Genomic DNA, 25,902 nt, shown 5'->3' on the forward strand with positions numbered 1-25,902 from the left:
CGCGCGATCTGATGAAGGAGCGAGGCGTATGGCCTTCCTGACTCTGCAAGGCATTTCGAAACGCTACGGCGATTTCACCGCGATCGAGCACATCGATCTGGACGTCGAACGCGGCGAGCTGCTTGCGCTGCTCGGCCCGTCCGGCTGCGGCAAGACCACCACGCTGCAGATGGTCGCCGGGTTCGTCTCGCCGACCACCGGCCGCATTCTGCTCGACGGACGCGACATCACGAACGAGCGTCCTGAGAAGCGCGGCATCGGCGTCGTGTTCCAGAGCTACGCGCTGTTTCCGCACATGACGGTCGCAGGCAACGTCGGCTTCGGGCTCGAGATGCGCAAGGTCAGGCGCAAGGAGCGCGAGGAGCGTGTTGCCGAAGCGCTGTCTCTCGTGCGCCTCAAGGGCCTCGGGCATCGCTATCCGAAGGAACTGTCGGGCGGCCAGCGGCAACGCGTCGCAATTGCACGCGCCATTGCCATGGAACCCGAACTGCTGCTGCTCGACGAGCCGATGTCCAACCTCGACGCCAAGCTGCGCGAAGAGATGCACATCGAACTGCGCGCGATCCAGAAGCGCCTCGGCATCACGACGATTCTGGTCACGCACGACCAGGTCGAGGCAATGACCATGAGCGATCGCATCGCCGTCATGCATCGCGGCGTCATTGCGCAACTGAGCACGCCCTACGACGCCTATGAGCGCCCCGCCACGCCTTTTGCGTCCACGTTTCTCGGCCGCACCAACGCGTTCTCCGGCGAGGTGTTGCGCCGTAATCCACGTTGCGCGGAGGTCGACGTCGCGGGCACGACACTGCATGTTCCGCACGAAGGCCGCCATGTGGACGGCGCAGTGCATGTGTATATCCGGCCGGAGAAAGTGCACCTTGCCAACGGCGATGCCCGGCTGCGCGGACGCATCGCGACGCGTGTGTTCGTCGGTAATCAGTGGCTGCTCGAGGTAGACACCGAGCTCGGCAAGCTGCGGGTCGCGCAGCCGAACCACGGTGCGCCGCCGCCCGAGGAAGGCCATGAAGTGGGCCTCGCATGGACCGACGACGACCTGCGCGTGCTGACGCAAGACCGTCCGGAGGGCGCTCATGGCCACGCTTGACGACGATCGCCCCGGCGCGGCGCCGTGGTTGCTGTCGGGGCCGGCGCTGCTGCTCTTTGTCGGTCTCTTACTGGTGCCGCTGCTGCTCACACTGATGCTGTCGTTCCGCGTGTTCAGCGATACGGCCGGCGTCACCGCAGCCTATACGCTGAAGAACTACTGGGAGGTGGTCAGCGACCCGTACTACGGCACGATCTTCCTGCGCACCGCGGGTCTGGCCTTCGCCGTCACGCTGCTGTCCATCGTGCTCGGCGTGCCCGAGACCATCGTGCTCGCACGGATGAAGCGCCCGTGGCAGTCGCTGTGTCTGCTGGTCGTACTGGGGCCTCTGCTCATCTCGGTGGTGGTGCGCACGCTCGGCTGGCAGATTCTGCTCGGCAACAACGGTGTGCTCAACAACGTTCTCCAGTCGCTGCACGTCACCAGCGAGCCGATCCGTCTGGTATTCACCATGACGGGCATGATCATCGCGCTCACCCATGTGCTCGTGCCGTTCATGGTGATGTCGGTCTGGGCGACCATGCAGAAGCTCGATCCGCAAGTTGAATGGGCCGGCCGCTCGCTCGGCGGCTCGCCGTTCGCGGTGTTTCGCCGCGTGGTGCTGCCGCAGATCATGCCGGGCGTGCTGTCGGGCTCGATCATCGTGTTCGCGCTGTCGGCGTCCGCTTTCGCCACGCCTGCGCTGATCGGCGGGCGGCGCCTGAAGGTGGTCGCCACCGCCGCCTACGACGAATTCCTCGGCACGCTCAACTGGCCGCTCGGCGCGAGCATCGCCGTGCTGCTGCTGATTGCCAACGTGGCCATCGTGATGGGCTGCAGTCGAGTCGCCGAACGCCGTTTCCGGCACATCTTCGATTGAGCGAAGGAGAGCGATCATGAAACAGAACGGCATTCTCGGGCTCGTCTACAACGCGTTTTTCCTGAGCTTCATTCTTGCGCCCCTCGTCGTGGTGATGCTCGTCGCTTTCACCGACAAGGGCTTTATCTCGATGCCTTTCGACGGCGCGTCGCTGCGCTGGTTTCGCGCGATCATCGAGAACGGCGACATTGTCTCGGCCTTCTGGCTATCGGTGCGGCTTGCGTTCGCGGCCGCGACCATCGGCGTGTTGCTCGCGGTGCCCGCCGCGCTCGCCATCGCGCGCTATCGCTTTCCTGGCCGCGCCGCGCTCACGAGCTTCTTTCTTTCACCGATGATGATTCCCGCCGTCGTGCTCGGCATCGCGTTCCTGCGTTTTCTGTCGCTGCTGCATCTGTCGGGCTCGTTCTGGTCGCTGGTGTGCGCGCATGTGGTCATCGTGCTGCCGTATGCGCTGCGTCTCGCGTTGTCGTCGGCAGTCGGACTCGATCGCGATGCGCAACGCGCCGCGCTCTCCTGCGGTGCAAGCCGCTTTACCGCGTTTCGCCGCGTGGTCCTTCCGATGATCCGCACCGGCGTAGCGGGCGGCTGGGTGCTCTCGTTCATCCAGAGTTTCGACGAACTCACGATGACCATCTTCGTCGCAACTCCGGGCACAACCACCCTGCCCGTCGCCATGTACAACCAGATCGCGCAGACGATCGATCCGCTCGTCGCTTCGGTGTCGGCGGTGCTGATCGTGGGCACGGTCCTGCTGATGGTTCTGCTCGACCGCATGGTCGGACTGGACCGCATTCTGATCGGAGAAGCGCAATGACATTGACAAGCACCGCCGCGAGTCCCGATACGCTCGCGGACGTAGTCGTCATAGGCGGCGGCCTCGTGGGTTCGGCCGTGGCCTACGGACTTGCCCGCGAAGGCGCGCGCGTAACCGTGCTGGACGAGGACGACGGCGGCTTTCGCGCGTCACGCGGCAATTTCGGCCTTGTCTGGATCCAGGGCAAGGGTTACGGCCTGTCTCCATACGCACGCTGGTCGCGCAGTTCGGCCACGCGCTGGCCGCAACTCGCGAAGGCGCTGCTGGAGGAGAGCGGCATCGACGTCGCGCTGAAGCAGCCGGGCGGCTTCCACTTCTGCTTCAACGACGAAGAACTCGCCGAACGCGACAAGCGCCTCTCTACCCTGCAAGCCGAACTGGGCGATTACCCGTATCAGATGCTCGATGCCGCCGAAGTCCGCGCGCGCATTCCGCAAGTCGGGCCTGCAGTAATCGGCGCGAGCTACACGCCGATGGACGGCCACGTGAACCCGCTCAAGCTGTTGCGCGCGCTGCACACCGCAATGCAGGCTCGCGGCGTGCGCCTCGTGTCGAGCGAGCGGGCGCAGCGCATCGAACCGCAAGCGCACGGCTTCGTCGTGCACGGGAAACGCGGGACCTATCGTGCTGCAAAGGTCGTGCTTGCGGCGGGACTCGGCAATCGCGTGCTCGCGCCGTTCGTCGGGCTCGACGCGCCGGTCGCGCCCAATCGCGGCCAGGTGCTGGTGAGCGAGCGCGTTGCGCCGTTTCTCCACTATCCGACGCTCAACGTGCGCCAGACCGACGAGGGCAGCCTGCAGTTCGGCGATTCGATGGAAGAAGTCGGCTTCGACGATTTCACGACTACCCATGTGCTTGCCGACATCGCCCGGCGTGGCGTGCGTGCATTCCCGATGCTGCAACACGTGCGGCTCGTGCGCATGTGGGCCGCGTTGCGCGTCTACAGTCCTGACGGCTTTCCGATCTACGACCAGTCCGTGGCGCATCCCGGCGCGTTCGTCGTCACTTGTCATAGCGGCGTGACGCTGGCAGCTGCGCATGCGCTGCGCGTCGCGCCGTGGATCATGGGCGCGCCGATGCCCGGCGAACTGCCCACCTTCTCCGCGCGACGCTTCGAGCACGCGCGAGAGCTGATTCCCGCACATTGAATTCGACATGACTACTCAATCGACTCAAATGCCGACTCACGCCCTTTTCAAGCCGCTCGACGGCGCGCAAGGCGCGGCCGCCACACCCGTCGCAATCTGGTTCAACGATCAGCCGCTGACCGTGCCGGATGGCCGCTCCGTCGCGGCAGCGCTGCTTGCCGCGGGCGTTTCGCGGTTTCGCGCGACGCCGGTGTCGGGCGCTCCGCGCGCACCGTTCTGCATGATGGGCGCGTGCTTCGAATGCCTCGTCGAGATAGACGGCGTGCCGAGCCGCCAGGCCTGCATGGTCGAGGTCAAGGCGGGCATGCGAATCCGCTCGCAGGAGGGCGCGCGCGATCTGCCGCCCGCAGATTTGACAGATGTACCTTTGGAGAACGCCCATGGCCGCTGATTTTGTTTCCGAAGCAGTGGACGTCGTCGTGATCGGCGCCGGTCCCGCCGGCATGAGCGCGGCCACGCGCACGGCGCGCGCCGGACTGAAGACGGTGCTGATCGACGAACAGGACGCCGTGGGCGGCCAGATCTATCGCGGCATCGGCCGCGCCGATGCGCGCCGCAAGGAGATACTTGGACCAGATTACGCGGCGGGCGCGGCGATCGCCGATGCATTCGCCGCCTCCGGCGCGCGTCACGTGACCAGTGCAACTGTGTGGCAAGTCACGCGCGAGCGGGGCATCAATTATCTGAAGGACGGCAAGATCGGCAGCTTCGACGCCCAACGCGTGATTCTCGCGAGCGGCGCACTCGAGCGCCCGTTTCCGATTCCCGGCTGGACGCTGCCGGGAGTGCTGACGGCGGGCGCCGCGCAGATCCTTTTGAAGAGCGCGGGCGAAGGGCCTGCCGCACCGCCGGTGCTGGCGGGCTGCGGACCGCTGCTGTATCTGCTCGGCTGGCAATACGTCCGCGCCGGCGTGCCGATCCGCGCGCTCGTCGATACCACGCGCCACGAGGATCGCTGGCGCGCGAAACGTCACATGCTTTCGGCGCTGCGCGCATGGCCGTTCCTGAGCAAAGGCCTGCAACTAATCCGAACGCTGCGCAATGCCGGCGTGCCCATTTTCGAGGCGGCCGACGACTTGCGCGTGGAAGCGCGCGTCGGCGCAGATCATGTGGAGCGCGCCGCCGCGCTGCACTTCACGACCCAAGGCAACGCGCATCGTCTTGAAGCCGACGTGATTCTTCTGCATCAGGGCGTGGTGCCGAACACGCAATTCACGCAGGCGCTGCGCGCGTCGCACCGCTGGGACAACGACCAACTCTGCTTCACCCCGAAAGTGGACGCGTGGGGCGAACTGGACGTGCCCGGCATTTTCATCGCCGGCGATGGTGCGGGCATTGGCGGCGCGCAGGCGGCGGCCTTGCAGGGCGCACTGGCCGGCCTCGCGGCAGCCGCGCAACTCGGCGCGATCACCGCCGCCGCACGCGACGCGCAAGCCGTCGAGCACCGCCGCGACCTCGCGGGCGTCATGCGTATCCGGCCGTTTCTCGACAGCCTGTACCGCCCTCGCGACATCAACCGTATTCCGCGCGACGAGACGATTGTGTGTCGTTGCGAGGAAGTCACTGCGGGCGAGTTGCGCAAGTTTGTCGAGTTGGGCTGCGTCGGGCCGAATCAGGCCAAGTCGTTCGGACGCTGCGGCATGGGTCCGTGCCAGGGGCGCATGTGCGGTCTGACGGTGACGGAGGTGATCGCCGATGCGCGCCGCGTCTCGCCCGCCGAAGTCGGCTACTACCGCATCCGTCCGCCGATCAAGCCGCTCACGCTTGGAGAACTGGCCGGTGAATGACACGACCGTCATCCAGGAAGCCGATGTGCTCGTGGTCGGCGGCGGGCTGCACGGCACGAGCAGCGCGCTTCATCTCGCGCGCCGCGGCGCGAAGGTGATCGTGCTCGAAGCCGATTACGTCGCGCGTCATTCGTCGGGCGTCAACGCGGGCGGCGTGCGAACGCTGGGCCGTCCGTTGCCCGAGATTCCGCTCGCTCTGATGTCGCGCGAAATCTGGCATGGCATGACCGACCTGCTCGGCGAGGATGGCGGCTTCGTGCCTTCAGGTCAGTTGAAGATCGCCGAGACCGACGACGAACTGCAGGCATGCCGCGAGCGCGTTGCGCTGCTCGAATCGCACGGATTCACACACGAGAAAGTAATCGACCGCGACACCGTGCTCGAACTCGAACCGGCGCTCGCGCGGCACGTCACAGGCGGAATCTGGGTCGAGCGTGACGGCTACGCGCTGCCCTTTCGAACCACGACGGCATTCCGCCTCGCGGCCCAGCGTCTCGGCGCCCGTTTCCTGGAAGGCACCGCCGTGCACCGCATCGAACAACGCGGCACGCGCTGGCTCGCCTTCACGCCGCGCGGCACCTTCAGCGCGGAGAAGCTGCTCGTCACCGCGGGCGCGTGGTCCGGCGAACTGGCGAAGCAGGTGGGCGAGCCCGTGCCGGTGCACCCGGAAGGTCTGATGCTGATGGTCACGCATCGCGTCGCGCCGTTCTGTCGTGCCACGCTCGGTGCAACCGGCCGTCCGTTGTCGTTCAAGCAGTTCGACAACGGTACCGTGGTGATCGGCGGGAAGCTGATCGGTATCGCCGATCTGTCGAACCGTCACGGCGAAGTCGACTTCGCGCGGCTCGTGCGCAGTGCACGGACGGTGACCGACCTCTTTCCTCATTTGCGCAATCTCGGCGTGAACCGTGCGTGGGCCGGCGTCGAGGCCTTCACCGAAGACGAACTGCCAGTCATTTCCGCAAGCCGCAAGGCGTCGAACCTGTACTACTCGTTCGGCTATTGCGGCAGCGGCTTTCAGCTAGGACCCGGTTGCGGCAAGCTCGTGTCCGAGCTGATGTTCGACGGCACGCCTTCCATTTCGCTGGATGCGTTCGGAATCGACCGGTTCGAGCGCGGCGCGGCTTCGTCTGCGTCTTCGTCTGCAAGCGCGGCGCATCTCGTTACGCAATAAGCGGTTCCCTTTTTGCTCCGTCGCGCGTTTCATGAGCGCGCGCGGCGGCTTCGTTCGACCTCAACCAGAGACATTGTCATGACCGATATTGTTCGCATCGAAACCAATCAACGTATGAGCCGCGTCGTCAAGGCTGCCGGCCTCGTATTCATCGGCGGCCAGACTTCCGCTGATCACACGCCGGACGTGAAAGTGCAGACCGCGAAGGTGCTGGAAAAGATCGACGGCTTCCTGGAGAAGGCCGGCATCGACAAGACAAGACTCGTTTCCGCCCAGGTATGGCTCTCGGACATTGCGCGCGACTTCGGCGGCATGAACGAGGTATGGGACGCGTGGGTTCCGCAAGGTTGCGCGCCCACGCGCGCCACCGTGCAAGCGCAGCTTGCCGCGCCGGAATTGCTGGTGGAGATCGCCGTGGTGGCGCTCGGCTGAAACCGGTCCAGAGGCGGCACGTGAGCGCGACTGCTGGTTCGCTCACGCGCCGGAGTCCGATCCTGCCCGGATTCCCGTCGAGCCGACCCGGCGTTTAAGGCTGTCGCTCGCAAGACAGATCGTCCATGGCAATATTCGGTTGCCGGCCCGCTCTTCGAGCGAGGCCTGTATCAACGCAACAGGAAACCTCCATGGACGACGACGTCAGCGCCTTCAACGGCCTGCGCCCGCGCTTGCAGAAAATCGCTTATCGAATGCTCGGCTCCGTAGCGGAAGCCGAAGACATCGTGCAGGACGTCTGGCTGCGCTGGCATGCGGCCGCGCGCGAAAAAATCGACAACGTGGAAGCATGGCTCGTCGCGGTCACGACCCGCGTGTCCATAGACCGTTTGCGCGCTGCCAAAACGCAGCGCGAGCACTATAAGGGCATCTGGTTGCCCGAACCGCAAATGACCGGCTCGCCCGCTACACCCGAGGAGGCGGTCGAACGCAGCGACGACGTGTCCGTCGCGTTCCTGATGCTGCTGGAACGGCTGACGCCCGAAGCGCGCGCCGCCTTCCTCTTACGCGAAGTTTTCGATGCCGACTACGACGAAGTGGCCCGCGCAATCGGCAAGAGCGAGGCGGCCTGCCGCCAGCTCGTGAGCCGTGCCAAAGGCCAACTTCGCGAAGAGCGTCCGCGTAATGCCGTGCCGCAGGAGACGCATCATCGTCTTTTGCGGATGTTCGCGCAGGCCGTCGAGCGCGGCGACTTCCCGGCGATCAACGCGTTACTCGCCGAAGACGCCATGCTGATCGGCGACGGCGGCGGCAAAGTGCCGAGCGCGCCCCAGCCGATGCTCGGCGGCCGCAGAATCGCGCAGCTGTTCTACGCGTCGTCGCGCCGCTATGGCAGCGAACTCAGTATCAGGCTCGTGGTGCTCAACGGTGAGTGGGCGCTGCTGCGCTTTTTCGAAGGCAAGCTCGAATCGGCACAAGCGGTCGAAACGGACAATGAGCGCATTGTCCGCATCCTCGTGCAGCGCAATCCCGAGAAGCTCGCGCGCCTTGCCGCGGCCTGTTCGAACGGTTGAATCCACATGCGGCGCGCGGCGCCGGCGACGCAAAACCGCGGGCGATGTCACAAACGGCGCGACTGATACGTCTAGCCGGTTTTAGACCTCACGAGTCGCGCCGCATGTCAGATTACCGATCACCTCGCCCTGTAGCCGGCAGCCAGGACCCGTTCGCGAGCAGCTTTGCGACCACCTATGCCGGCGTCGTTTCGTTCCTGGCCGTCGCCAATGAAGGCAGTTTCGCCCGCGCGGGCGATCGCCTCGGCATCGGCCGCTCCTCGGTTAGCCGCAATGTGCAGAAGCTCGAGGCGCAACTCGAAGTGCGCCTGTTCCTGCGCACGACCCGCAGCACGTCGCTCACACGCGAGGGCGAACTCTTCTACGAGAGCTGCCAGCCTGGCATCGAGCGTATCGTGGCGGCGCTCGACGGCATGCGCGATCTGCGCAGCGGGCCGCCGCGCGGGCATTTGCGCATTGCGTCGACCTCCGGCTTCGGCCGCAAGATCGTCGCGCCGTTATTGCGAGACTTTCACTCGCGCTATCCCGGCATCACGCTCGAACTGCTGCTGAACGATCGCCCCGCCGACTTCACCGCCGACCGCGTGGACGTGTCGTTTCGCGACGGGCGCATGGAAGACAGCGGGATCGTCGCGCGGCAACTCACTGCGATGCAGATGATCGTCTGCGCATCGCCCGCCTATGCGCGCCAGCACGGTCTGCCGCGCCACGTCGACGAGCTTGCGGATCATCGTTGCATCAACCTGCGCAACGCCTCGGGCCGCGTCAAGGACTGGCAGTTCAAGGTGGACGGCAGCCCGCTGCGGCATCAGCCCGCCGCGCAGCACACGTACAACGACCCTGACCTGATCCTGCAGGCGGTGCTCGACGGTCTCGGCATCGCACAATTGCCGGCTTATCAGGTGCGTGACCTGCTTGGCGACCGCCAGTTGCTGAGTTGCCTCGCGCAATATGCGCCCGACGACGAAGGTCACTACATCTGCTATCTGAGCCGCCAGCATCTTCCGGCCCGCATCCGCGTGTTCGTCGACTACATGATCGAGCAAACGCGCGCGATGAACCCGCCATGCGACACGACGGTGACGTCGGCGCCGGCTTTATCGACGGTCGAGTGAACCGCAAGTTCGTCAGACGGAAGCGCGCGGTGCCGGATCGCGATTGGTGCGGTAAAGACAACACCGTGAGTGCCTGCACGCGCATGGCGTCACGCCCGGCGTCCGCCTACCATGAAGCTATGCGGCGTCTTGCCGTCAATTACGAGGGGTCTCGATCATGAAGATCGTTGTTATCGGCGGCACCGGCCTGATCGGCTCGAAGACCGTCACGATTCTGCGCGACGCCGGCCACGACGTTCTCGCTGCGTCGCCCAGAAGCGGTATCAACACGCTCACAGGAGAAGGCCTTCAGGAGGCGCTCCAAGGCGCGCAAGTGGTCATCGACCTGGCCAATTCGCCGTCGTTCGAAGACAGCGCAGTGCTCGAATTCTTCGAGACTTCCGGTCGCAACCTTCACGCCGCGGAGGCCGCTGCCGGCGTCGGCCATCATGTCGCCCTTTCTATCGTGGGAACCGACAGGACGCCGGAGAACGGCTATTTCCGCGCCAAGGTCGCACAGGAAAAGCTGATCGAGGCTTCGGGCATTCCCTACACCATCATTCGCTCGACGCAGTTCCTGGAATTTCTGGGCGGCATCGCCGCGTCGAGCGCCGAGGACAACACGGTCAGGCTTTCGCCCGGACTCTTCCAGCCCATTGCATCCGACGACGTCGCGGCCTTTGTTGCCGATGTCGCGCTTGCTGCGCCGCGCAACGGCATTGTCGAGATCGCGGGTCCGCAACGAGCCCCATTCGACGAAATCATCGCGAGCTACCTGAAGGCAATCGGAGATCCGCGCGAAGTGGTGCGCGATCCGGAGGCGCGCTACTTCGGCGGTCGCGTCGAGGAGCTATCGCTTGTGCCATTGGGCGAAGCGCGCCTCGGCCGCATCGGGCTGGAAGAATGGCTCAGCCGGTCAAAGGCGGCAGGCTGACTGGGCGTCGGTGGACAGACCTGGTGCTCGATGAAACGCACGTTGCCGTTGGGGAAAGATCGCTTATCTAACCACTCTCAGGCGCGCGGCATTCTGTGCCGATTCGAGCCGGTTGCCGCCCAACGATTTGGCGCGGTATAGCGCCTCGTCGGCTGCGGCCAGCAGTTCGGCAAGCGACTGCCCCGCGTCGCCGGAATGCGCGAGGCCGATGCTCACCGTAGCCTGAATATCAACGCCGTCCACCCTGTGCGAAACGGTCTGTGCAAAGCGCCTGACAATAGCCTCGCCCACCTCGCGCGCGCGGCGTTCGTCATGGCGCGGCAACAGCACAGCGAACTCTTCTCCGCCGATTCTGGCAAGCACCGCCTCGCGCCCCACCACGCTGCGCGCGACATCCGCAAATGATTTGAGCACTTCGTCACCGGTCTTGTGACCGTAGCGATCGTTGAGCTTTTTGAAGTGGTCGAGGTCGAGCGCAAGCAGCGACACGGAACCGCTTTCATGACCCTCACCGAGCACACGCATCCCTTCCTCGAAGAACCATCTGCGATTCCCGAGACGGGTCAGGTAATCGGTTTGCGATTCGTGCAGGAGTTGGCCATGCGTTTCCTCGCGGATCATCTTCAGCACGGTCATCGGCAGAATGACCGAGTACAGGACGCCCTCGTACATCGTGATTGCGCCGATGGTGGGCAGCAGGCCCATTCCGTACCGCGTCACGAGCCAAGGCAGAACCAGAGCCCGAAAGGCATAGAAAAGCGCGTGGATAGCCGTCACCGCCACCGCGATACGCCGTGACTGGAAGGCTTTGAAGTCGTCGCTTCGAAGGAACTCGCGGGACGTCATGCCGCTCGCCACCGCGATTGCGACCGCGCTCACGTATGCCCACACGGTGCTCTCCCAGCGCGCACCGCCCACTGCCCATGTCAGCGCCATGAGCAGGAGCAACGCGAGCGAACCGGCCGGGTATCGACGCCCGTTTAGCAACGCGGCACCGTGCAGGACCAGCAGGTAGCCCGTCAGAATGACCAGATTGCTCAGCGCGGAGCCCCACGGGGCGGGCAGATCGTGACGAAACACGGCCGCTGCGCAACCGGTTGCGAGCGTCGCATATCCCGCTGCCAGTACTCGCAACTCCCGGCTTCGCCGCGGATGGCTTTGGTGTTCCCAAAGCGTCATTCCGGAACTGGCGAATAGCGTTCCGATTAAAAGCAGGTAAAGGGTGAGGAGATCGACATGCATCGCTGACCGGACAGTTCCACGCCGGCAGGATGCGGCGACTGCGGCATTTTACTTGTATCGGAACGAAGTGCTCCGCTAATGGAGGCATGCACTCTTTTCTGGGAGCTTGCCGATAACTCAATGCGCCATTAACCAATGCGCCTAAAAAGCACTCGACGAAGTGCCGCTGAACCATAAGTGCATTTCAAGTGAATCGCATCGATGCATCGCCCGACACCCCTAAATGCGACAGAAATAGTCGCAAAACGTTGTGATTCATCGGGTTCGTTTTTTAACCGCATCTGCTACCCTCAACCTGCCGATTTCGTGCGGGCTCGCGAGCATGCGCCGGCTTCATCGCCGCCTTTCTTTCGCAGCTGCTCCACGCAGCGAAGCGACTCCGCGACGTCTGCGCGATATCTACTTCTACGAATTCATCTTCAACCACCGCATGGAGTAAGCGATGTTGGAACGGCTGGGCTCACGGTTTGTCGCCATTGGTGTTTTACTGATCGTCGCAGGTTGCGGCGGCGGAGGCGGCGGGGGTGCCTCGAACACGGGCGCCGCTGCACCGGCATCCGGCGCATCGGGCACGAGCGCGACTACACCGACACTGGCCGCCGCTACGCCTGTGATCGACGGCACGACGCTTGGCGATGCAAACTGGCCCACGGGCTCGACATCGTCGGGCGGCCTCGGACAGCCGGTCGGCGGGCTGAATTGCGGGTTGCGCAGCAATGCCTATACCTACACGCATCTGTCGATCTATCAGAACGGCCGCCTGCTCTCGGTGCCCGCCAACATCGGCACGGTCGGACCGACCATGACTGCGCAGACAGGTTGCGCGTATCCGCTGCACACCGTCGACGCAAGCGGCAAGATTCGCATGGATACGACCACCGGCGCGTCCTACACACTCGGCCAGTTCTTTGCGATATGGGGCGAAACGCTCGGTGCATCGAACGTCGCGGGCCTGAGCGGATCACCCGTTACGATCTATGTGAACGACGGCGGCACGCTTTCGCAATACAAGGGCGATCCCGCGAGTCTCGTGCTTCCGCCGCATGGCGAAGTCACCATCATGACCGGCACGCCGTTGACGCAGATCCCCACCTACACATGGACCGATCCGCCGCCCTTCGACCCGAATCCGGTCACGCTCGCCTATCTGGGCGTGGTGGGAAGCCAGTACTGGCCGGCCGGCAATACGGCGACCGGCGGGAACGGCGCCACGGTCGACGGTTTGATCTGTGCTGCCGGGATGAGCGAGCTGTACCACGTGCATGCGCATCTCGCGATCATCAAGGACGGCCAATGGCTCGCCATGCCGGCGAACGTGGGCATACTGTCGCAGTGCAACTATGAAATGCACACGCACGACCAGACCGGCATCATTCATATCGAAACGCCGACCCTGAAGACGTTCACGCTGGGTCAGTTCTTCGACATCTGGGGGCAGCCGCTCTCCAGCACGAACGTCGCGGGCATCACCGGGAACGTCGTGGCGTATATCAACGACAACGGCGATTCGCGCCGTTACATGGGCGATCTGCGCAATATCGAGTTGACCTCGTTGCGCGACGTCACATTGCAGATCGGCACGCCGCCAATCAGCTCGCTTCCGACATACTCGTGGTACGAGTCGCAATAACTGAAACGTTCGCGGCATGCGCGGTGTGCGGACAATAGCGGCGACGGCGGTGACGCTCAACGCGTCCAGCCGACGCCGCAAGACCGCAAACATCATTACTGTCGTCACCAGTAACGGGCCGTGGAACCGCGGCTCGCGCATGCATCAACTACACGAGAAGCTCGCCGCTGAATTCACATCGCCGCCCTTATAGCGCGCGACTTTCGGATACGGACACAGCGGCCGTGTGCGGCCCGCTCCCCACTGCGCAGGCACTTCGCTATTCGGGATCGCATTGCTCGCATCGCGAGCGGTCGCGATGACGCTATCCGGTGCCTTGCCCTGCTCCACCCAGGCGACCATCGGCGTGAGCATGTCGAACTGATCGGCTGCGGGGCCGCCCGAGCAATGGTTCATTCCCGCGACCGTGAAGAGCCGCGCGAAGCTGCTCGCATCGCCGCCATTGGCCGCCATCACGCGTTGATACCAGTCGGTCGTATCGTTCGACGAAAACACTGGGTCGCTCGTGCCGTGATACACCATCAGCTTCGCGCCGCGTTGCCTGAGCGCGCTGAGATTGGCCTCGTCGGGCGGCGTCATGAACGACCACGACGATTCCGTGTACGCGCCGCTCGTCGCAAAGATCTTCGGTGCGTCGGTGTCCATGCTGAAGTTCAATGCATACGATGACAACTGGCTCAGCAGCGAAGCGCTTTGCGGCGGCGTCGTGAACGTAAATGCAGCGGCGGCGGGGTCGAGCGTGATGGAGTTGCTCTGCTTCCATGCCGACCAGCCCGCGCCGCTCACGCCCGCATCGTAGGGAAAGCTCGCGTACAACGCGGTGCCGGCGCTGTTGCGCGCGCCCGAAAACACGTTGCCGATCGCTTCTTTTTGCGCGGTGGTCAGGCACGTTCCGTCGCGTACGTTGCCCGAGCAGGTCGGCAAGTCCGCGGACAGGTTGAAATTCGCCTGGCATGCCTTAATGTCCTGCACCATGCCGTCGGCGACACCATCTAGTGCATCGCACTTTGCAATGATCCTCGACGCCACCAGTTGGCGTTCGGCGGCAGTAAAGCCGGTCTTGATGTCGGGCAGGCCATTCGCGGTTGTCGCAGTCGCGACCTTTGCGAATTGCTGCGCGCCCCACATTTCGCCGATGGCCGCCTTCGGCAAATGAAAGCCCGGATCGCCCGCAATGATCCCGTCGTATTCGGCCGACGATCTCGCCGCCGCCACCATCGCGTGACGTCCGCCGTTCGAGCAACCGTCGAAATAACTGCGATCCGGCGCCTTGCCGTAGGCGGTGCGAATGACCTGCTTGGCCATCGGCGTGAGCGTCGCTACCGCGTTATAGCCGTAGTCGATACGCGCCTGAGGATCGAGGCCGAATAGCGGATTCTGCGACGACGAGTGTCCCGCGTCGGAACTGATCACGGCAAACCCCATGTTCAGTGCATCGTTGAGCGGTCCGCCTCCGCCGATCTCGCCGGTTGCCGTCACCACGTTGCCGTCGAGCCCGCCGTTGGCCTGATAGAAAAACCTTCCGTTCCATGCAACGGGCAGACGCATCTCGAAGCCGATTGCGTAGGTCTTTCCGTCGACAGCGCTCACGCGCTGATTCATCTGCCCTTGAACGACACAATGCTCGGCGATTGGCTTGCTCGCCACCGTCAGCGTTCCGGCCGGTACATCCTGCACGGAATTGAACGTGGTGTTGGCGAAGGACAATTTGCTCGCCAGCGCCGCGCAGCTTCCGACGAGCGTTGCCGGTGTCGCCGCGCTCAGGTGCGGCAACGTCAATGTGTTATCGGAAGAGCCGCCGCATGCTCCAAGCGTCGCGCACACGGATACCGCAATTACAGACTTTCTCATTCGATGTCTCCTAGAACGCGTGCTTGATGCCGACCATTACACCTGTCTGACCGATGCCGGCGGCGGGCGTCGTGCCGCCACCGCCGCCGCTTACCGAATAGCGCGCCTTCGCGCTATTGGCCAGATAGGCGGCCTGCGCATACACGGACGAGCGCTTACTCAACAGATACGTGGTTCGCAGCGCGCCCATCGTCGCGCGGGAGTCGTGCACACTGTTGACGATGCGGAACACTTCTCCGTCGACCAGGAACGCGGGCGTCACGAAGTACGACGCGCCGACGAAGAACAGATCCGAGCGCACGTTCGGCACCGCTGGCGAGTCCGTCACGACGCGCCGACCAAGCCAGCCCGCGCCGAGCTTCGCGCCCGCGTACTGCGCATAGGCGCTCACATGTGTGCGGGCGTCCTTGTCGGCGGCGTTGCCAAGCGGCGTGGGAGCGACGCCGTCGAAGAAGTTCGCCTGCGCATTTGTGCCGCCGCGTTGCTCCTCATACGAAGCTGCAACGCCGAAGTTCGGCGCGTCGTATTTGAGCATTACCGACCAGTCGCGGCACTCGGTCGGGTGGCCCGCTACCGAACCCGCGCAAGTGCCCTGCCCTGGCGAGTTGCCCGTGCCGGCCGAATCGCGGCCGAACGAATACCCGGCGCCGAGCGTGAAGCCCTTGTACGTGCCCATGTACGTCACCGAATTATCGGCACGCGCATTGGGCACATATGCGTCGAGCGAACCCATGCCGTAGATGTCCGGGCCGATAATGTCGGCGCCTTGCAGCGCGAGGTACGTCATCGTGTATTGCCGGCCAAATGCCATGGTCCCGTATGGCCCCTTGAGGCCGACAAACGCCTGCCGTCCAAACAGCCGCCCGCCCTGGCCGGAACTGCCGTCGCGAACGTTGAACCCGCTTTCCAGTGTGAAGACGGCGCTATAGCCGCCGCCGAGATCCTCGGTACCGCGCAGGCCCCAACGCGAAGGCAGCTCGCCCGTTACCGCCGGCATGCGAAACACATGGCCGCCTGCGGCATTCGCATGCGATACGTATTCCACACCGGTATCGATGATCCCGTACAGCGTGACGCTCGACTGCGCGAGCGCGGTCGTACTCAGCGCGCACAGGGCGCCGGATATAAAAAGGCGGGTCGTGACTGTTTGCATCGTTGTCATCTCCAAACGTTGTGTTTTCTTTTTCAGTTGATTTGATAAGGATGTCTGATCAGTCGTTCGCGCGCGGACGGCGGATCAGCATCAGAGCCGCCGCCGCGGCAATCAGCGTGACCGGAATGCTCGCGCCGATCACCGTCGACGAACTGCGGCCCATGGCCAGCAACTGGCCCGCCGCAAGCGGGCCGACCACCGAGCCGACGCGCCCCACTGCGACCGCTGCTCCGACACCGGTGCCTCGCATCGCTGTCGGATAGAACGCAGCAGAGAGCGCATACAGCACCGATTGGCCGCCGATCACGAACATCCCTGCGAAGAACGCGGATACCGTCAGCGCCGCGAAACCCGGCGCGATCGACAACGCCGCGAGCGACGCGATAATGCCGATGTACATGCCTGACACCACCACACCGCCGCGCAAACGGTCCATCAACATGCCGATGAAAAGCGCGCCCAGGCCGCCGCCGATGTTGAAGAAGATCTGCACATAACCGACTTCCGCGCGCGCGAGTCCGCGTGCCGCCATCAACGAGGGCAACCAGTTCAGCAGGAAGTACAGAACGATCAGCGTGCAGAAGTAGCTGATCCAGATTTGCAGCGTTGAGAGCCCCCGGCTCCCGCCGAACAGCACTTCGCCGACGGGCGCGGGCTTCGCGTTCATGCCGTGTGACGCGCGGCGGAACGCGGAGGACTCAGGCAGGAATGCGAGCAGAAGCGGCACCAGAATGAGTGGCCCCGCGCCGCCCACATAGAAGATGTGTCGCCATTGCGTATCGCCGATGCTCACAATGCCGACAATCGAGGCGATCACTCCGCCGAAGGGGATACCGCAATACATCACGCTAACGGCGGTATTGCGCAACTTCGGCGAGACCGCCTCCGACGATAGCGCGATCAGGTTCGGCAACGCGCCGCCCAGCCCGATACCCGTCAACACGCGGACGAAAACAAGCATGCCGAAGCTGCTGACGAACGCAGTCGCAATAGACAGCAGACCAAACAGACACGCGCACAGAATCAGTATCCGCTTGCGACCGATGCGGTCGGCGAGCCTTCCGCCCAACATCGCGCCCGGCAATAGCCCGAAGGTGCCCGCGCTGAACGCAAGCCCCATTTGCGCGACGCTCAGGCCGAACTCGCGCGCCATGCGCGGCGCCGCGACGCCAACCGATTGAAGGTCGAGCCCCTCGAGCAAGGCAACCGCAAAACAAAGACTCAACGTGACGGCGGCGCCCGTTCGCGCGGTGGCTTGCGCCATGCCGTCTGCCGGCAGTGCTGTTCTGGTGGATTTCATGTCTGTCTCCTGTCGGCCGGAGCCGCCGCTTTCGCGTCCTGCTCCGGTCAATGCAAGTTGATTGCTGTTTATTGTGTCGATGGCCGCCGATGCATCCTTATCGCCCCATGTATCAGGTTCCCTGACATCATGGGTGAACAAAAGCGCGTTCATGAGAACGCGCTACGGTCAGTCGCGATGGAGCATATTAAATATCAGGCGACCTGACAAAACAAGGTGAGCGTCTTTGGTGAATACCCCAGGTACATTCAACGCAAGGGTTTTCACCGATCACGCGGCGATTGTGTCCAAAGCCGCTTGATAATAGACTTGTATCAGGCTACCTGATACGGCGCATGCATTGAAGCCTTAATGCAAACGCCACCGGGCGCTCGCACATCACGACAAACATCGATACGCGCACAGGCGCGCTGGAGCTACGAAATGGCAAGTTATGAGGGTCGGTGGAAGACGGTGGACGTGAAAGTCCAGGAAGGCATCGCATGGGTGACGTTCAATCGCCCCGAGAAACGCAATGCAATGAGTCCCACGCTCAACAGCGAAATGATCCAGGTACTGGAGACGCTGGAACTGGACGCGGACGCAAAGGTACTGGTGCTGACAGGCGCCGGCGACGCATGGACGGCGGGCATGGACTTGAAGGAGTACTTCCGCGAAGTCGATGCAGGTCCGGAGATCCTGCAGGAAAAGATTCGCCGCGACGCATGCCAATGGCAGTGGAAACTGCTGCGCATGTACTCGAAGCCGACTATCGCCATGGTCAACGGCTGGTGTTTCGGCGGCGGCTTCTCTCCGCTCGTCGCGTGCGATTTGGCTATCGCGGCCGACGAAGCCGTGTTCGGCCTCTCCGAAATCAACTGGGGCATTCCGCCGGGCAATCTGGTCAGCAAGGCAATGGCGGATACGGTCGGGCATCGTCAGGCGCTGTACTACATCATGACCGGCGACACGTTCGACGGGAAAGAAGCCGCTGCAATGGGACTCGTCAACAGCAGCGTGCCGCTCGAACAACTGCGTGCCAAAACGGTCGCGTTGGCCGCGAAGCTGCTCGAGAAAAATCCTGTCGTTCTGCGCGCCGCCAAGCACGGTTTCAAACGCTCGCGCGAACTGACGTGGGAGCAGAACGAAGACTATCTGTATGCGAAGCTCGACCAGGCGCAATTGCGCGATCCCGAGAAAGGACGTGAAGAAGGCTTGCGGCAATTCCTCGACCAGAAATCGATCAAGCCTGGCCTTCAGGCGTATAAGCGCACTGAGTGACGAACAGGTAAATATTGATCCCGTAGCCTGCCCGCACCTGCGCGCAGCACGGGAATAAGCATGCAAAGGAGACAGCCATCGTGAACGAAGTAAGTATGTTGATCGGGGGCAAGGACTGTCCGGCGTCGGGCGGCGCCACCTTCGAGCGGATTGATCCGGTTACCGGCGGCGTGGCTTCGCGCGCGCCTGCTGCGACGCTCGCCGATGCGGACGCCGCTGTCGAAGCCGCCGCCGCCGCGTTTCCGGCGTGGTCCGCGCTACGGCCGACCGAACGCCGTGCGCGCCTGCTGAAAGCCGCCGACCTCATGGACGCGCGAGCGGGCGCGTTCATCGAATGCGGCATGGCCGAAACCGGCGCGATGGCCAACTGGTACGGCTTCAACGTGCATCTCGCAGCCAACATGTTGCGCGAAGCCGCAGCCATGACCACACAGATCGACGGCAGCGTGATTCCGACCGACACGCCTGACAACATTGCTCTCGCGGTGCGCCAGCCGTGCGGCGTCGTACTCGGCATTGCGCCGTGGAATGCGCCGGTGATTCTCGGCACGCGCGCTGTCGCGATGCCGCTCGCGTGCGGTAACACCGTCGTGCTGAAGGCATCGGAGGCCTGTCCGGCCGTGCACAGAATGATCGGCAGCGTGCTGCAGGATGCGGGACTCGGCGACGGCGTCGTCAACGTGGTGACGAACGCGCCGGACGACGCGCCTGCCATCGTCGAACGGCTGATCGCGCACCCCGCCGTGCGTCGCGTGAACTTCACGGGATCGACCCACGTGGGCCGCATCATCGCGATGCATGCAGCCAAACATCTCAAGCCCGCACTGCTCGAACTCGGCGGTAAGGCACCCGTTCTCGTACTCGAAGACGCGGATCTCGACGCGGCCGTGGACGCCATTGCGTTCGGCGCCTTCTTCAATCAAGGGCAGATCTGCATGTCGACGGAACGCGTGATCGCGCATCGCAGCGTAGCCGATGCGCTCGTCGACAAGCTTGCTGAGAAAGCGCGCACGCTGGTTGCCGGCGCTCCCACCGCGAAGGATGCCAAGCTCGGCGCGATGGTCAGCGCGCAAGCCGCGCAACGCGCAACGGCGCTCGTGCAGGACGCCCGCGAACACGGCGCGAAAGTACTCGGCGGCGGCACGTTGACTGGCGCAATCATGCAGCCGACCATCGTCGACGGCGTTCTCCCGGCTATGAAGCTCTACGCCGAAGAATCGTTTGCGCCGGTCGTGACCGTGCTGCGCGTGGATACCGACGACGAAGCCGTGAAAGTGGCGAATGACAGCGAGTTCGGCCTGTCCGCCGCTGTCTTCAGCCGCGATATCGCACGCGCGATGAGCGTCGCGAAACGTGTGGAGTCGGGCATATGCCACATCAATGGACCGACCGTTCATGATGAAGCGCAGATGCCGTTCGGAGGCGTGAAGGGAAGCGGTTACGGACGTTTCGGCAGTAAGGCGTCGATTGCCGAGTTCACGGATCTGCGTTGGATTACGATCCAGACGGGTCCGCGTCACTATCCGATCTAGGCCGCTCGATCAAACACATCTCGATCTGACACGAATGCCGTTCAGCGGCATCATTCGAATCCCGCATGCTTCGCAGCAGACGAAGACTGCGGGAAGGAGACAATAAGTGAATTTGCAGCCGACGCAATCCAGTGTCGATAGAGAAACGCCCGTGCGCTATCGCGAAGTGCGGATCGGTTCGGCGCCCGCTCGCGTTCGCCGTGACGGCGACGTGTGGTACATGGAGTCCGCCGCGATGCCCGGCAACTATCCGCAGCGCCTGACCGACCGGCTGGCAAGCGGCGCGCGTGCGCATCCGGACCGCTGGCTCGTCGCGCGCCGCGGCGCGAACGGGGAATGGCAAGGCATCAGCTACGCGCAAATGCTGCAGCGTGCGCGTGCCATCGGCCAGGCGCTGCTCGAGCGCAACCTGTCGGCCGAGCGGCCCGTTGCGATCCTCTCCGGCAACGATCTCGAACACATGATGATCGCGCTCGGCGCAATGTGGGCCGGCGTACCGTACGCGCCCATTTCGCCGGCGTACTCGCTCGTTTCCAGCGATTTTGGCAAGCTGAGGCATACGCTCGATGTGCTCACGCCCGGTCTTGTCTTCGCGACCGATGCCTCTGCATTTGCCGCTGCAATCGACGCAACTGTTGCGGCCGATGTCGAAGTCGTGGCGTCCACGGGCTCCTGTGCCCGCCCTGTGACGAAGCTGTCGGCGCTGCTCGACACAACGCCCATTACGGTCGATACCGCGCACGAAGCGATCGATCCGGACAGCATAGCCAAATTCCTCTTCACGTCAGGCTCGACGACGCTGCCGAAGGCCGTTCCGACGACGCATCGCATGCTATGCAGCAACCAGCAGATGCTGCGCGAAACATTTCCCGAGTTCGCCGACGAGCCGCCGGTACTCGTCGACTGGCTGCCGTGGAATCACACGTTCGGCGGCAGTCACAACGCGGGCATCGCGCTCTATAACGGCGGCACGCTTTATATCGACGACGGCAAGCCCGTCGGCAAGAAGTTCGAAGAAACGCTGCGCAATCTTCGCGAGATCGCTCCGACGATTTACTTCAATGTGCCCAAGGGCTGGGAAGAACTGACGAGCGCGCTTGAAACCGACGCCAAGCTGCGCGAGACATTTTTCTCACGTGTGAAGGTGTATTTCTTTGCGGGAGCGGGACTCTCGCAAGCCGCGTGGGATCGGCTGCAACAGGTTACGGAACGCTTTTGCGGCGAGCGTATTCGCATCATGGCGGGTCTCGGCATGACGGAGACTTCGCCGTCGTGCCTCTTCACGACGCTGCCCGCGAAGGCCGCCGGTTATGTGGGCGTACCCGCGCCGGGCTGCGAAGTGAAGCTCGTGCCCATCGGAGACAAGCTGGAGGCGCGCTTTCGCGGTCCCCACGTCATGCGCGGCTATTGGCGAATGGACGGTGCAGCCACTGAGAAATCATTCGACGACGAAGGCTATTACTGCAGTGGCGACGCACTGAAGTTCGTCGACCCGCAACAGCCCGAACTGGGTTTGATGTTTGACGGCCGCATTGCCGAAGACTTCAAGCTCAGCTCCGGCACCTTTGTCAGCGTCGGCCCGATGCGCGCGCGTGTTATTTCGGCGGGCGCGCCGTATGTGCAGGACGTGGTCGTCTCTGGATTGAATTGCGACGACGTGGGCTTGCTCGTGTTCCCGCGACTCGACGACTGCCGGCGCCTCGCGCAACTGCCTTCGTCGGCGAGCGCGTCCGAAGTCGTGAGCGCGCCCGCCGTGCGGCAGTTCTTCGTCGAATTGCTCGATCGGCTCAATCGCGAGTCGACAGGCGGCGCGACCACGATCGCACGGATGCGTCTGCTCGACGTCGCGCCGTCGCTCGATCTCGGCGAAATAACCGACAAAGGCTCGATCAATCAGCGCGCCGTGCTCACGCACCGCGCTGAACTCGTGCAGGCGCTGCATGACCCGATCCAGCGGGATCCGGCCGTGATTTACGCGCCGCATGTCCAGACCTGAAGCCGGGCAATGCGACGCGCTGGCCGCAACATGCGGCCTAAGCGCTTACTTGCGTGCAGGCACGGGCGCGAGAACTTCGTGCGTTCCGACCGCGCGCTGCGCCGACTTGTGGACCATCGTGTACGCGTAGTCAACGCCCATGCCGTAGGCGCCGGAATGTTCCTTGACGATGCCCATGACTGCGTCGTACGTCTCTTTGTGAGCCCAGTCGCGTTGCCATTCGAGCAGCACCTGTTGCCACGTCACCGGAACAACGCCGGCCTGGATCATGCGCTGCATCGAATATTCATGCGCTTCCTTGGAGGTGCCGCCCGACGCGTCTGCCACCATGTAGATCTCGTAGTCGCCTTCGTCCATTGCGCACAGCGAGAAGGTGTTGTTGCAGACCTCGGTCCACAGACCCGCCACCACCACTTTCTTGCGGCCGTTGGCGGCGAGCGAGTCGCGAACCTTCTGGTCGTCCCACGAATTCATCGACGTGCGTTCCAGCACCTTGTGGCCGGGGAACACGTCCAGCAGCTCCGGGTACGTATAGCCGGAGAAGCTTTCCGATTCCACCGTCGTGATGGTCGTGGGAATGTTGAACACGCGTGCGGCCTTGGCAAGGCCAACCACGTTGTTCTTCAGCACCTGCCGGTCGATCGACTGGACGCCGAAAGCCATTTGCGGCTGGTGATCGATAAAGATGATCTGCGAGTTCGCAGGCGTGAGGACTTGCAGTTTCGGATTAGCCATGGCTTTGTACGTCCTAAGTGTCGATAAGGGTTTGCTGAACAGGGAAAACATGCCGCATTCGCTTCACAAGCGAGGAAAAACTGGAATGCAGTCTATCGACGGGCTTGCGCCGAGTCCTTGTCCAAGTCCTTAATCGTTCTTAAAAATAACAAACCGAAAGGTTTCATCCTTAAGGGCCAACGCCCCGCAAGGCGCGCGGTACCCTGCAGTCACATGCTTTCGGTTCGAAAACATGTTCGCGCACAATCGGCCGCCTTCATGGGATTAGGCCAAAACACCTTCGTTTAGCGACGCTGGCAATTAGCGCGACTTCCGTACGTTAACCTCGCATCGTGATACATCGGCAGGCCTGGCCGGGCCCCTGATGTAGCGCGAATAACTTACGGGAATTCGAAAAATGACGACGACCAATTCAGTCCAGTTTCCGGGTGAATCCGGCCCTTCTGTACCTCAACAAAAAGCGCCATCGTCCACAAGTACCGCCCCACTGCGCCGCCAATCGACAGTTCGCAAGATAAAGGAAGCGGCCAAGTCACTATTACCGGCGCCACTGTTCCTGAGCTTGCTGCATCACAAAGAAATTGGCCGCTATCCGAGCCTGCTGCGCCCTACTACCTTCAATGAGAAGATCTTGCGTAAAAGCCTGCGGCCCGATCCGTGGTTCGCGGAGCTGACCGACAAGCTTACGGTTAGAAAATATGTAGCGAGAGTGCTGGGCGAGGAGCACGTAATTCCGTTGCTCGCAGCGCCAGACACCTTTTCGAAAGAAGTATTCGATGCGCTGCCGAACTCGTTCGTGATGAAAGCCAATCACGGCAGCAGCTATGTGGAGGTGGTGAGAGACAAGTCCACACGCTCTTTCGAAGAACTGCGAGAGCTTGCCGATCACTGGTTGACACTCGACTTCTACAAGATCGCGCGAGAGAAACACTATCGCCAAATCGAGCCACGCGTTTTCTTCGAACACCTGTTGCTCGACAAGAGCGGCCAGATTCCCGCCGACTACAAACTGCACTGCTTCGGCGGCCGAAGTGGAAGGCCTACCATTTACATTCTGGTGATCTCGGACCGGTTCGGCTCGAATACGCATGGCGACATATACGACGCGAACTGGAACCATCTGGACATGGCGATTGGCGCCTACAAACCCAGTGCAGAGCCGTCACCCCGCCCGGAGAACCTGGAAGCCATTCTGGACGCCGCCACCAGGCTATGCAGCGATTTCGATTATGTTCGCGTGGACCTCTATGCGCCGGATAACCAGATTTACTTCGGCGAATTGACGTTTACGCCCGGCGCGGGCGTACTGCCATTCACGCCTGACAAGATCGACTACGAGTGGGGAAAACTCGTGCCCGACGCATTCCTTTCAGCAAGGCCGCCTTTACCGATTCCGTCGACGCAACCGGCGTAACGTTTGCCGGTTTATTTCGGCAACTTTTGTCAGGTAACGCGCGCCGCATAAGGGCATATTCCCCGCTTTACCGAAGCTCACGCGAGCCGCGTCCAGTTGTGTTATCAACCGCACATATCGCACTACCGCCCGTTGGCGGGGCAACGAACGGAAAGGTAAATTGATTCGTGCTGGCTTCAGAGGCCAGCGCGAGCGAACCCAAGGCGGGCAGTAGTCGCCGGTACGCTGCGCTCCCGGTTCATGACAGGTGGTGAATAAATATGCAAAACGTGACAATCGTCATCTGCAATTACAACTATGGCCGCTTCCTCGCTAAGGCCATCAACTCAGCCCTCGATCAGGATTATCCGGCTACTCAGGTGCTCGTAATCGACGACGGATCGACCGACGGCTCGCGTGAAATCATAGAAAGTTACGGCTGCCGCGTTAAAGCGCTTTACAAGCAAAATGGCGGCCAGGTATCCGCATATAACGATGCAGTGAACCTGATTGAGACAGAATTTGTCATTTTGCTCGATTCCGACGATCTGCTTTATTCTCACGCGGTGTCGAAAGTCATGCGCGTGTTCGATAGCGGCAACTTCGTCAAGGTCCAATTCCGGCTCGACGTCATCGATCCCGCAGGCAAGCCGTCGGGTACATACGTACCGCACTCCGCGGCTCCCAGCGACTGCGGCAGCCCTTTGCGCCAGGGATGGTTATATCCGTCGCCGCCTGCATCGGGCAACGCTTACCGCACAAGCGCATTAAAGAAGATATTTCCCGTTCCAGAGGCCGATATCAATCGCTACGGAGCGGACTTCTATGCGATCTACGGCGTCGCCCTGTTAGGAGCCGTCGCAACGATTCCGGAATCGCTCGGTGCTTACCGCGTGCATCGCACCGAGAACTCGGGCATTGATTTCGCAAACTCCGAAAGCAACGACAAAGCGCCAAAGGCGCTGACCAAACGCTGGGCCATTCTGCGGCAAATGGCGCGCGCGCGTCTGGGGATCGAACTTCCGCTGTCGTTTCATGACTTTTCGCTTGAGAAGGCCCATTTCTGCTCTGCCGTTTATCAGGCGCCGTTCACGAAACGCTGGCGATGGGTCAGCCGGCAGTCGCACAGCTACTTCCGCTCGATCGTAGGGAACCCGTTCTGGAGCTACAAGAAAAAGATTGGCACGCTCGCTTTGTCGAGTCTCTGTTTGCTGCCTTTCTCGACGCTCTCCGATTTCGCCGTTCGTTACATTGCGAATCCTCTTGCCCGTCGTCGCCTTTAGTCATCCGAAACAAGTTGAATTGTTGTTTGCGGTTCGTTTCGATCTTTAAAGCATGCCCGGTGCGTTGCACCTGATGTCACCGCAACAATTTGCATGGAAGTGAT

Annotated in this window: 22 protein-coding genes; 17 read left to right on the forward strand and 5 right to left on the reverse strand. The window is 62.7% G+C overall.

What is annotated here, in order from left to right; translation table 11 throughout:
- Positions 1 to 28 precede the first annotated feature (28 nt).
- The 11 genes from ACTJLB_RS19345 (at position 29) to ACTJLB_RS19395 (ending at position 10,423) form a co-directional block, all read left to right on the forward strand.
- Positions 29 to 1,108, forward strand: coding sequence for an ABC transporter ATP-binding protein (locus ACTJLB_RS19345; protein WP_087753361.1), 1,080 nt, complete (start codon positions 29 to 31; stop codon positions 1,106 to 1,108).
- Positions 1,095 to 1,967 (forward strand): ABC transporter permease, encoded by an 873-nt coding sequence (locus ACTJLB_RS19350; RefSeq protein ID WP_020066285.1) that lies wholly within the window; start codon positions 1,095 to 1,097, stop codon positions 1,965 to 1,967. Before ACTJLB_RS19345 ends, ACTJLB_RS19350 begins: the two co-directional genes overlap by 14 nt.
- 16 nt (positions 1,968 to 1,983) lie before the next feature.
- Positions 1,984 to 2,781 carry an ABC transporter permease gene (locus ACTJLB_RS19355; RefSeq protein ID WP_020066286.1) on the forward strand — a complete coding sequence of 266 codons (798 nt, stop codon included), beginning with the start codon at positions 1,984 to 1,986 and terminating at the stop codon, positions 2,779 to 2,781.
- Positions 2,778 to 3,929: an NAD(P)/FAD-dependent oxidoreductase gene (locus ACTJLB_RS19360; protein ID WP_087753364.1), complete on the forward strand. Its 1,152-nt coding sequence runs from the start codon at positions 2,778 to 2,780 to the stop codon at positions 3,927 to 3,929. Before ACTJLB_RS19355 ends, ACTJLB_RS19360 begins: the two co-directional genes overlap by 4 nt.
- Positions 3,930 to 3,936: 7 nt before the next feature.
- Positions 3,937 to 4,320 (forward strand): (2Fe-2S)-binding protein, encoded by a 384-nt coding sequence (locus ACTJLB_RS19365; RefSeq protein ID WP_027804346.1) that lies wholly within the window; start codon positions 3,937 to 3,939, stop codon positions 4,318 to 4,320.
- On the forward strand, positions 4,310 to 5,716 hold the full coding sequence (locus ACTJLB_RS19370) for an FAD-dependent oxidoreductase (RefSeq protein WP_440784215.1): 1,407 nt from the start codon (positions 4,310 to 4,312) through the stop codon (positions 5,714 to 5,716). Before ACTJLB_RS19365 ends, ACTJLB_RS19370 begins: the two co-directional genes overlap by 11 nt.
- On the forward strand, positions 5,709 to 6,890 hold the full coding sequence (locus tag ACTJLB_RS19375; RefSeq protein WP_440784216.1) for an NAD(P)/FAD-dependent oxidoreductase: 1,182 nt from the start codon (positions 5,709 to 5,711) through the stop codon (positions 6,888 to 6,890). Before ACTJLB_RS19370 ends, ACTJLB_RS19375 begins: the two co-directional genes overlap by 8 nt.
- A 78-nt stretch (positions 6,891 to 6,968) precedes the next feature.
- Positions 6,969 to 7,322: a RidA family protein gene (locus tag ACTJLB_RS19380; RefSeq protein ID WP_440784217.1), complete on the forward strand. Its 354-nt coding sequence runs from the start codon at positions 6,969 to 6,971 to the stop codon at positions 7,320 to 7,322.
- A 191-nt stretch (positions 7,323 to 7,513) separates the two neighbouring features.
- Complete coding sequence (locus tag ACTJLB_RS19385) at positions 7,514 to 8,395, forward strand: RNA polymerase sigma-70 factor (RefSeq protein WP_088173923.1); 882 nt, start codon at positions 7,514 to 7,516, stop codon at positions 8,393 to 8,395.
- 104 nt (positions 8,396 to 8,499) lie between these two features.
- Positions 8,500 to 9,510 (forward strand): LysR family transcriptional regulator, encoded by a 1,011-nt coding sequence (locus ACTJLB_RS19390; RefSeq protein WP_087753368.1) that lies wholly within the window; start codon positions 8,500 to 8,502, stop codon positions 9,508 to 9,510.
- Between the two features lie 157 nt (positions 9,511 to 9,667).
- Positions 9,668 to 10,423 carry an SDR family oxidoreductase gene (locus tag ACTJLB_RS19395; protein WP_440784218.1) on the forward strand — a complete coding sequence of 252 codons (756 nt, stop codon included), beginning with the start codon at positions 9,668 to 9,670 and terminating at the stop codon, positions 10,421 to 10,423.
- Between the two features lie 63 nt (positions 10,424 to 10,486).
- Here the strand turns inward: ACTJLB_RS19395 and ACTJLB_RS19400 are convergent, their stop codons facing one another.
- A complete protein-coding gene (locus ACTJLB_RS19400; protein ID WP_087753370.1) occupies positions 10,487 to 11,665 on the reverse strand; it encodes a GGDEF domain-containing protein in 1,179 nt (392 codons plus the stop codon).
- Between the two features lie 442 nt (positions 11,666 to 12,107).
- Between ACTJLB_RS19400 and ACTJLB_RS19405 the strand changes: the two genes are divergently transcribed.
- Positions 12,108 to 13,295 (forward strand): hypothetical protein, encoded by a 1,188-nt coding sequence (locus tag ACTJLB_RS19405; RefSeq protein WP_020066297.1) that lies wholly within the window; start codon positions 12,108 to 12,110, stop codon positions 13,293 to 13,295.
- Positions 13,296 to 13,439: 144 nt separating this feature from the next.
- On the opposite strand, the gene ACTJLB_RS19410 is transcribed toward ACTJLB_RS19405, so the two are convergent.
- Genes ACTJLB_RS19410 through mhpT form a run of 3 tightly spaced genes read right to left on the reverse strand, consistent with a single transcriptional unit; the run spans position 13,440 to position 17,599 of the window.
- Positions 13,440 to 15,146, reverse strand: coding sequence for a tannase/feruloyl esterase family alpha/beta hydrolase (locus tag ACTJLB_RS19410; protein WP_440784219.1), 1,707 nt, complete (start codon positions 15,144 to 15,146; stop codon positions 13,440 to 13,442).
- A 10-nt stretch (positions 15,147 to 15,156) separates the two neighbouring features.
- A complete protein-coding gene (locus tag ACTJLB_RS19415) occupies positions 15,157 to 16,299 on the reverse strand; it encodes a porin (protein ID WP_288827291.1) in 1,143 nt (380 codons plus the stop codon).
- Positions 16,300 to 16,357: 58 nt separating this feature from the next.
- A complete protein-coding gene (mhpT, locus tag ACTJLB_RS19420) occupies positions 16,358 to 17,599 on the reverse strand; it encodes a 3-(3-hydroxy-phenyl)propionate transporter MhpT (RefSeq protein ID WP_165572649.1) in 1,242 nt (413 codons plus the stop codon).
- Positions 17,600 to 18,022: 423 nt separating this feature from the next.
- Here mhpT and ACTJLB_RS19425 point away from each other — a divergent pair, with 423 nt between their 5' ends.
- From ACTJLB_RS19425 to ACTJLB_RS19435, 3 genes are all read left to right on the forward strand, one after another.
- Positions 18,023 to 18,859, forward strand: coding sequence for a p-hydroxycinnamoyl CoA hydratase/lyase (locus ACTJLB_RS19425; RefSeq protein WP_020066301.1), 837 nt, complete (start codon positions 18,023 to 18,025; stop codon positions 18,857 to 18,859).
- A gap of 80 nt (positions 18,860 to 18,939) precedes the next feature.
- Positions 18,940 to 20,391: an aldehyde dehydrogenase gene (locus ACTJLB_RS19430; protein ID WP_440784220.1), complete on the forward strand. Its 1,452-nt coding sequence runs from the start codon at positions 18,940 to 18,942 to the stop codon at positions 20,389 to 20,391.
- 106 nt (positions 20,392 to 20,497) lie between these two features.
- Positions 20,498 to 22,387, forward strand: coding sequence for a feruloyl-CoA synthase (locus ACTJLB_RS19435; RefSeq protein WP_440784221.1), 1,890 nt, complete (start codon positions 20,498 to 20,500; stop codon positions 22,385 to 22,387).
- A 45-nt stretch (positions 22,388 to 22,432) separates the two neighbouring features.
- On the opposite strand, the gene ACTJLB_RS19440 is transcribed toward ACTJLB_RS19435, so the two are convergent.
- Positions 22,433 to 23,122, reverse strand: coding sequence for a hydrolase (locus tag ACTJLB_RS19440; RefSeq protein WP_408192446.1), 690 nt, complete (start codon positions 23,120 to 23,122; stop codon positions 22,433 to 22,435).
- Positions 23,123 to 23,519: 397 nt separating this feature from the next.
- On the opposite strand from ACTJLB_RS19440, the gene ACTJLB_RS19445 reads away from it, so the two are divergent.
- Entirely contained in the window at positions 23,520 to 24,536 is a 1,017-nt protein-coding gene (locus ACTJLB_RS19445; protein WP_440784222.1) for an ATP-grasp fold amidoligase family protein, read from the forward strand.
- A gap of 260 nt (positions 24,537 to 24,796) precedes the next feature.
- Entirely contained in the window at positions 24,797 to 25,798 is a 1,002-nt protein-coding gene (locus tag ACTJLB_RS19450) for a glycosyltransferase family 2 protein (protein WP_020066306.1), read from the forward strand.
- Positions 25,799 to 25,902 lie beyond the last annotated feature (104 nt).

It is taken from the genome of Paraburkholderia sp. 22098, assembly GCF_052045935.1.
Classification (GTDB): Bacteria; Pseudomonadota; Gammaproteobacteria; order Burkholderiales; family Burkholderiaceae; genus Paraburkholderia; species Paraburkholderia caledonica.

Bases quoted from the DNA above. Each gene is read 5' to 3' on its own strand.
- ACTJLB_RS19345 (WP_087753361.1), top strand. From the start codon at position 29: ATGGCCTTCCTGACTCTGCAAGGCATTTCGAAACGCTACGGCGATTTC.
- ACTJLB_RS19350 (WP_020066285.1), top strand. From the start codon at position 1,095: ATGGCCACGCTTGACGACGATCGCCCCGGCGCGGCGCCGTGGTTGCTG.
- ACTJLB_RS19355 (WP_020066286.1), top strand. From the start codon at position 1,984: ATGAAACAGAACGGCATTCTCGGGCTCGTCTACAACGCGTTTTTCCTG.
- ACTJLB_RS19360 (WP_087753364.1), top strand. From the start codon at position 2,778: ATGACATTGACAAGCACCGCCGCGAGTCCCGATACGCTCGCGGACGTA.
- ACTJLB_RS19365 (WP_027804346.1), top strand. From the start codon at position 3,937: ATGACTACTCAATCGACTCAAATGCCGACTCACGCCCTTTTCAAGCCG.
- ACTJLB_RS19370 (WP_440784215.1), top strand. From the start codon at position 4,310: ATGGCCGCTGATTTTGTTTCCGAAGCAGTGGACGTCGTCGTGATCGGC.
- ACTJLB_RS19380 (WP_440784217.1), top strand. From the start codon at position 6,969: ATGACCGATATTGTTCGCATCGAAACCAATCAACGTATGAGCCGCGTC.
- ACTJLB_RS19385 (WP_088173923.1), top strand. From the start codon at position 7,514: ATGGACGACGACGTCAGCGCCTTCAACGGCCTGCGCCCGCGCTTGCAG.
- ACTJLB_RS19390 (WP_087753368.1), top strand. From the start codon at position 8,500: ATGTCAGATTACCGATCACCTCGCCCTGTAGCCGGCAGCCAGGACCCG.
- ACTJLB_RS19395 (WP_440784218.1), top strand. From the start codon at position 9,668: ATGAAGATCGTTGTTATCGGCGGCACCGGCCTGATCGGCTCGAAGACC.
- ACTJLB_RS19400 (WP_087753370.1), bottom strand. From the start codon at position 11,665: ATGCATGTCGATCTCCTCACCCTTTACCTGCTTTTAATCGGAACGCTA.
- ACTJLB_RS19405 (WP_020066297.1), top strand. From the start codon at position 12,108: ATGTTGGAACGGCTGGGCTCACGGTTTGTCGCCATTGGTGTTTTACTG.
- ACTJLB_RS19410 (WP_440784219.1), bottom strand. From the start codon at position 15,146: ATGAGAAAGTCTGTAATTGCGGTATCCGTGTGCGCGACGCTTGGAGCA.
- ACTJLB_RS19415 (WP_288827291.1), bottom strand. From the start codon at position 16,299: ATGCAAACAGTCACGACCCGCCTTTTTATATCCGGCGCCCTGTGCGCG.
- mhpT (WP_165572649.1), bottom strand. From the start codon at position 17,599: ATGAAATCCACCAGAACAGCACTGCCGGCAGACGGCATGGCGCAAGCC.
- ACTJLB_RS19425 (WP_020066301.1), top strand. From the start codon at position 18,023: ATGGCAAGTTATGAGGGTCGGTGGAAGACGGTGGACGTGAAAGTCCAG.
- ACTJLB_RS19440 (WP_408192446.1), bottom strand. From the start codon at position 23,122: ATGGCTAATCCGAAACTGCAAGTCCTCACGCCTGCGAACTCGCAGATC.
- ACTJLB_RS19445 (WP_440784222.1), top strand. From the start codon at position 23,520: ATGACGACGACCAATTCAGTCCAGTTTCCGGGTGAATCCGGCCCTTCT.
- ACTJLB_RS19450 (WP_020066306.1), top strand. From the start codon at position 24,797: ATGCAAAACGTGACAATCGTCATCTGCAATTACAACTATGGCCGCTTC.